The sequence below is a fragment of the Streptomyces sp. NPDC002809 genome (genome assembly GCF_040295435.1).
GTDB lineage: Bacteria > Actinomycetota > Actinomycetes > Streptomycetales > Streptomycetaceae > Streptomyces.
In genome coordinates this window covers 1-5,477 of sequence record NZ_JBEOVJ010000159.1, presented here as the reverse complement: position 1 = coordinate 5,477, position 5,477 = coordinate 1, and the positions used below count along the sequence as shown (strand labels likewise).

The 5,477-nt window shown below is 74.6% G+C and carries 4 protein-coding genes; 1 reads left to right on the top strand and 3 read right to left on the bottom strand.

Annotated elements, in window-relative coordinates:
- Window positions 1-234: 234 nt before the first annotated feature.
- Window positions 235-1,305, bottom strand: coding sequence for a hypothetical protein (locus ABT025_RS39180; protein WP_351003589.1), 1,071 nt, complete (start codon window positions 1,303-1,305; stop codon window positions 235-237).
- A 74-nt stretch (window positions 1,306-1,379) separates the two neighbouring features.
- On the opposite strand from ABT025_RS39180, the gene ABT025_RS39175 reads away from it, so the two are divergent.
- Window positions 1,380-3,842, top strand: a complete 2,463-nt coding sequence (locus tag ABT025_RS39175; protein WP_351003587.1) for a helicase-associated domain-containing protein — start codon at window positions 1,380-1,382, stop codon at window positions 3,840-3,842.
- 58 nt (window positions 3,843-3,900) lie between these two features.
- On the opposite strand, the gene ABT025_RS39170 is transcribed toward ABT025_RS39175, so the two are convergent.
- A complete protein-coding gene (locus tag ABT025_RS39170; RefSeq protein WP_351003586.1) occupies window positions 3,901-4,806 on the bottom strand; it encodes a hypothetical protein in 906 nt (301 codons plus the stop codon).
- A gap of 4 nt (window positions 4,807-4,810) precedes the next feature.
- On the bottom strand, window positions 4,811-5,233 hold the full coding sequence (locus ABT025_RS39165) for a hypothetical protein (RefSeq protein ID WP_351003585.1): 423 nt from the start codon (window positions 5,231-5,233) through the stop codon (window positions 4,811-4,813).
- Between the last annotated feature and the right edge of the window lie 244 nt (window positions 5,234-5,477).

The following is a 5,477-nucleotide window of genomic DNA, read 5'->3' as shown; positions in this document are numbered from 1 at the left end:
CCCGGGACCCTCGCGGTCCCGGGTGCACACGCCATTTCTGAGGAGACGCCCCGGAGGGGCACCACCCCCACCCACCGGGTAGCGGCGAACCCCGCGGAGGAGCCGCACCACATCGAGCCCGTCCGGCGATCGAGGACGGAACCCCGCACCCCGGAAAGGGGCAACCGACACGCAGCCGCCCGCCCCAGGGCCCCGCAACCGACACGCAGCCGCCCGCCCAAGGGCCCCGCAACCTCACCGCCCGCCCGGCCGAGGGCCCCGCGCGCGCCACACCAGGTAGAGCGCGGAGGCCACGGCCGCACCCCGCACCACCCACGGCCACGTCTCGCCGATCGCGGGCCCCATCAGCCCCTCCCCGATGGGCGCGCCCCACCGGCCGTCCATCCGGCCCCACAGCCAGACGAGGGCGGCCGCCGCGACGGCCCCGGGCAGCCCCATCACCGCCCACTTCGCCTGCGCCCGCGACAGCGTGCGCGTGCCGTACGCGAGCCCCCAGCCGCCCGCCAGGGCAAGCAGCGCCTGCGGGGTGTCCAGCACCGCACCGGCCACCAGCAGCAGCGCGGCCAGCAGGAGCAGCGGGTGCGCGAAGCCGCGGGAAGCGGCGTTCTCGCGGTCGCGGCGCCGGCGCAGCCGCGGCAGCCGCCTTCGGCGGCGCGGCTCCTCGGCCTCCCCGTCGTCCTCGTACTCCTCGTCGTCCGTGGACTCCTCGAACGCGCCGTCGTCCTCGTCCTCGTCCTCGTCCGGCACCGGCGGCCTCAGCACGGCCGGGATCTCCACCCCGCCCCGGAAGCCCGGCACGTCGGTTCCCGCGCCGAACTCGTCCACGTCACCGAACCGGCCCGGAGCGACGCTCCACCAGTCCGTGTCGTCCTCGGACGCGCCGAGTTCGTCCGAACCCGCCCGGTGCGGCGGGGACGGGGACGGCACGGGTGCCGTCCGCGAGGACTCTCCCCGCACCTCCGACGCGCCCTTGCGTGAACTGTCTTTCCGGAGCCTCGCCCGGCGGGGACGCGGGATGCCCGCCTCCCGCGCATCGCCCGGGTCGGGCTCCTGCGGGAACGGCGGTGCCCCCCCGGCCGACGAGGCCGCCGCCGCGACCAGTTCGTCGGGGGTGCCGAGCTTCCCGATGATGCGTCGCACCGCCCCGGGCGTGTCCGCCGCCTGCGCCACACGCTGCCGGTCGATCTCGCCCCGCAGCCCCGAAACGAGCCTCATCCGGTCGCCCGAGGACAGCTGTTGTTGCTGCGCCAGGTCGCCGACCCGGCTCAGGTAGTCATAGACCAGCTGGTCGCTCTCGATCCCCACGCGATGGTTCCCCTCTACGCCCTGCACCGACGGTAGCGCCCTCGGGCCTGTCCGGAGCGACTACCGTGGGACGGATGGGGATGACCACACCACCGCGGACGCTCGCCGAGGCTCTGCGCGCCCGGGACGACGAGTCACTGGCCGGGCTGCTGCGTGCCCGGCCGGATCTCCTCACCCCCGTGCCCGGCGACATCACCCAGCTCGCGACGCGCGCCGGCACCCGTGCCTCCGTCGTCCGCGCCCTGGAGCACCTCGACCGTTTCGCCCTGCAGACCGCCGAGGCGCTGGCCGTCGCACCCGACCCGGCGCAGTACGACACCCTGCTCTGCCTGCTCACGGGCGACGGCCGGGACGACGGGGAGCACCGGGACGACGCGGGCGCCGCGATCGTGGCCGCACTGCCCGGCGCCCTCGCCACCCTGCGCGAACAGGCCCTCGTCTGGGGGGAGAACGACCGGCTGCGCCTGGTGCGCACCGCCCGCGAACTGCTGTCGCCGTCCCCCCAGCACCCATCCCCCACCGGTCTCGGGCCGACCGTCGCCGAGGCCACCGCCGGCATGTCGCCGGGCCGGCTGCAGGAGATCCTGACGGCGGCGGGGCTGCCCGCCACCCATGACCCGGTCTCCGCGGTGAGCGCCCTGTCCGCGCTGTTCACCGACCGCGCCCGGATGGGCGAACTCCTCGACACCGCCCCGGTGGAGGCACTGTCGGTGCTGGACCGGCTGGTCTGGGGCCCGCCGTACGGCGAGGTGACCCCGAACCCCACCCCGCCCGTGAAGTGGCTGCGCGACCGCGGGCTCCTGCTGCCCGTGTCGACCCGCACCGTCGTGCTGCCGCGCGAGGCCGCGCTGCATCTGCGGGCCGGGCGCGCCCACCGCGTGCCCGAGCCGCAGCCGCCCGCCGTCGTCGCCGTCGCCGAACGCGATCCACAGGCTGTGGACAGTGCGGCGGCGGGCCAGGCGTTCCTGGCCGTGTCCACGGTCGAGGAGCTGCTGAAGAGCTGGAACGGCGGCGGCCCCGCCATACTGCGGGCCGGCGGCCTCAGCGTCCGCGAGCTGAAGAAGACCGCCACCGCCCTTGACGTCTCGGAACCTGTCGCCGCGTTCTGGATCGAACTCGCCTACGCGGCCGGACTGCTGGCCTCCGACGGCGAGGCGGACGAACGGTACGCGCCGACTCCCGCATACGACGACTGGACGGAACTGTCCGCCCAGGACCGCTGGGTGGAGCTCGCCTCCGCCTGGCTCGCCGCCACCCGCACCCCGGGACTGGTCGGCGGACAGGATGCCAAGGGCCGCGCTCTGTCCGCGCTCGGCCCCGACCTGGACCGCTCCGCCGCGCCCGAGGTCCGCCACCGGGTCCTGGCCCTGCTCGCCGCGCTGCCGCCCGGCACCGCCCCGGACCCCGAGACCGTACTCGCCCGGCTCCGCTGGGAACGCCCGCTGCGCGGCGCCTCCGCCTCGGCCGGGGACACCACCGACCTGCGGTCCCGGATCGCCCTGTGGACGCTGAACGAGTCGGAGCTCCTCGGCATCACCGGCCGCGGCGCCCTCGCCTCGCAGACCCGCGTCCTGCTCTCCGGCGGGCCCGCCGGGGCCGCCGCCCGGCTCGCCCCGCTCATCCCGGAACCCCTCGACCACGTCCTGCTCCAGGCCGACCTCACGGCCGTCGCCCCCGGCCCCCTGGAACGCCCCCTCGCGGACATGCTCGGCGTCCTCGCCGACATCGAGTCGAAGGGCGGTGCGACGGTCTACCGCTTCACGCCCGGCTCCGTACGCCGCGCCCTGGACGCCGGGCAGTCCGCCGCCGACCTGCACGCCTTCCTCGCCGCGCACAGCCGCACCCCGGTGCCGCAGCCGCTCAGCTACCTCATCGACGACGTGGCCCGCCGCCACGGCCATCTGCGGATCGGCGCCGCCTCCTCGTACGTCCGCTGCGACGACGAGGCCGTCCTCAACGAGATCCTCGCAGACAAGCGCTCCGCGACCCTGCGGCTGCGCCGGCTCGCTCCGACGGCCCTGGCAGCCCAGATCGACCCGGCGTCCCTCCTCGACGGCCTGCGCGAGATGGGGTACGCGCCCGCCGCGGAGTCCGCCGACGGCGACGTACTGATCACCCGCGCCGGTGCCCGCCGCACGCCGCCCCGCACGGCCCCCGCCCCCGTACCGGAGGGCCCGCCCGTCCCCGATCCCACGCTGCTGGGCGCGGCGGTCCGGGCGATCCGGGCCGGGGACACGGCCGCGACGGTCGTCCACAAGGACACCGGCCCCGCCTCCTCCTCGTCCCCGGCGGGCGCGCTGCCCCGGACGACCTCCGCCGAGACCCTCGTCACCGTGCAGGCCGCGGCGATGACGGGCTCCGCGATCTGGATCGGCTACGTCAACGCGGAGGGCGCGGCCAGCCAGCGGGTGATCGCCCCGGTCCGCGTCGAGGGCGGCTACGTGACGGCGTACGACCACACGGCGGACGAGGTCCGCACGTACCCGTTGCACCGGATCACGGGCGTGGCGGAGCTGGCGGACGACCAGACGTCGTGACAGGGCCCCGTGCACGCCCCTCCCGGGGCGTGCACGCCGCCCCGGGGTCCGGGGCGCCTCAGCTCTTCATCTGAACGGCGCAGACCTTGCGCGCGCCGTTGAAGATCTGCCAGGACAGCGTCTGGCGGTCGCTCCGCTGAGGGCAGCCGCCCCCGCTCACCACTGCCGTGATCGCCATGATCGCGTTCTGGCCGCGCGGCACCTTCGTCTGGTCGCAGCCCCAGACGCTGAACAGGCGCCCGGTGCCCCGGAGGGACCCGTCGGCCTGTTTGGTCAGTGTCGCGGGGAAGCACTGTCCCACCACGAACACACGGTCCAGGCACAACGCGATCGAGGATCCGTCGTCGTTCACGTGACCCCAGCCCTGCTGGCCTCCCCCCTGGGGGCAGCCGGCGGTGGACGTCGCCACCATGGTCACCTTCGAGAAGGCGAAGTTCGCACCGCAGTCGACCGCGGTCGGCCGGTCGTGGTTCAGGCGCCCCCAGCCGTCGTCGAACACGTTGAGGCAGGTGCCGACCTGAGCCGATGCGAACGCCACGTCGACCGGGTCCGGCGGATCGGGAGTCGGCGTGGGGGTCGGGGTCGGGGTGGGGCTGTCGCTGGGGGTGGGGGATGCGGACGTTTCCTGCCCCTGGGGCTCCCTGTAGGTCTCGCCGCCCGACGGCGGCTCCCTGTACGACGTGGGCGTGGCGGAGAGCGTCGAACCGTTCGATGGCTTCCCCTCGCCGACCGACGCCGCCTCCTGCCACGGGTGCCACATGCCGAGAAGAAGGACGAGACCCACGAGGGCGGCGAGCGCCGCCGACGAGGCACTGACGAAGTAGGTGCTGGTGATGTCGCGGCCTGCGACCGTGATCCGGGACCGGCCGTCCGCACGCGCGTTGATCCGGGTCCCGCCGTCGCGGAGGCCGTCGCCGCCGTCGCCGTAGTCGTAGTCGTCCGGGTCCCCTCCGGAGTAGCTCAAACGATCACCCCTTGGTGATGTTGATGTCCCGCCCGGACATGGTGATGTGGGAGTTCTTCGAAGCTGTCGCCGTCATGGTGACCTTGTTGACCCGAGGGGCGTCCTCACTCCCGGCAGGCCGCAGACCGTCGATCATCCGCTGCAGCTCGGTCACCATCTCCGGGTTGGCGACCAGAAGCCGCCGCAGCCGGCGCTGCCATTCGAGGACGAGTTCCCGCTCGGCCTCGTCGTCCCCGTCCCGCCGCGCCGCGAGCACCTCGGTGCGCGCCTCGCCCAGCTCGGCCACCACCGTCTCGGCCCGCTCCGGATACACCCGGCGCCACAGCTCGCCCATCGCCTGCTGCGCCCGCTGCCACCCGGCCGTCGCCATGCCGTTGACCACCGTCGACGCGGCCTGGCCCGTCAGTGCCGCCAGATCCAATTCCACTGCCTCACCCCTGCGTTCACTCGATTCCTGGGGAAACGTGTATACCGCCCCCAGCGGGAGGACGTCCCGCGATTTGAGGAGTTCCAGAGCATGTGCGCAGGACGGGGACCGGTGCGGGTGTTCCCGTGGGATGCGGGGTTCGCCGCTACCCGGTGGGTGGGGGTGTGGCCCCTCCGGGGCGTCTCCTCAGAAATGGCGTGTGCACCCGGGACCGCGAGGGTCCCGGGTCGTACGCCATTTCCTG

What these genes read in the sequence shown, in the direction of transcription:
- ABT025_RS39175 (WP_351003587.1), top strand. Translation starts at nt 1,380, where the DNA reads ATGGGGATGACCACACCACCGCGGACGCTCGCCGAGGCTCTGCGCGCC.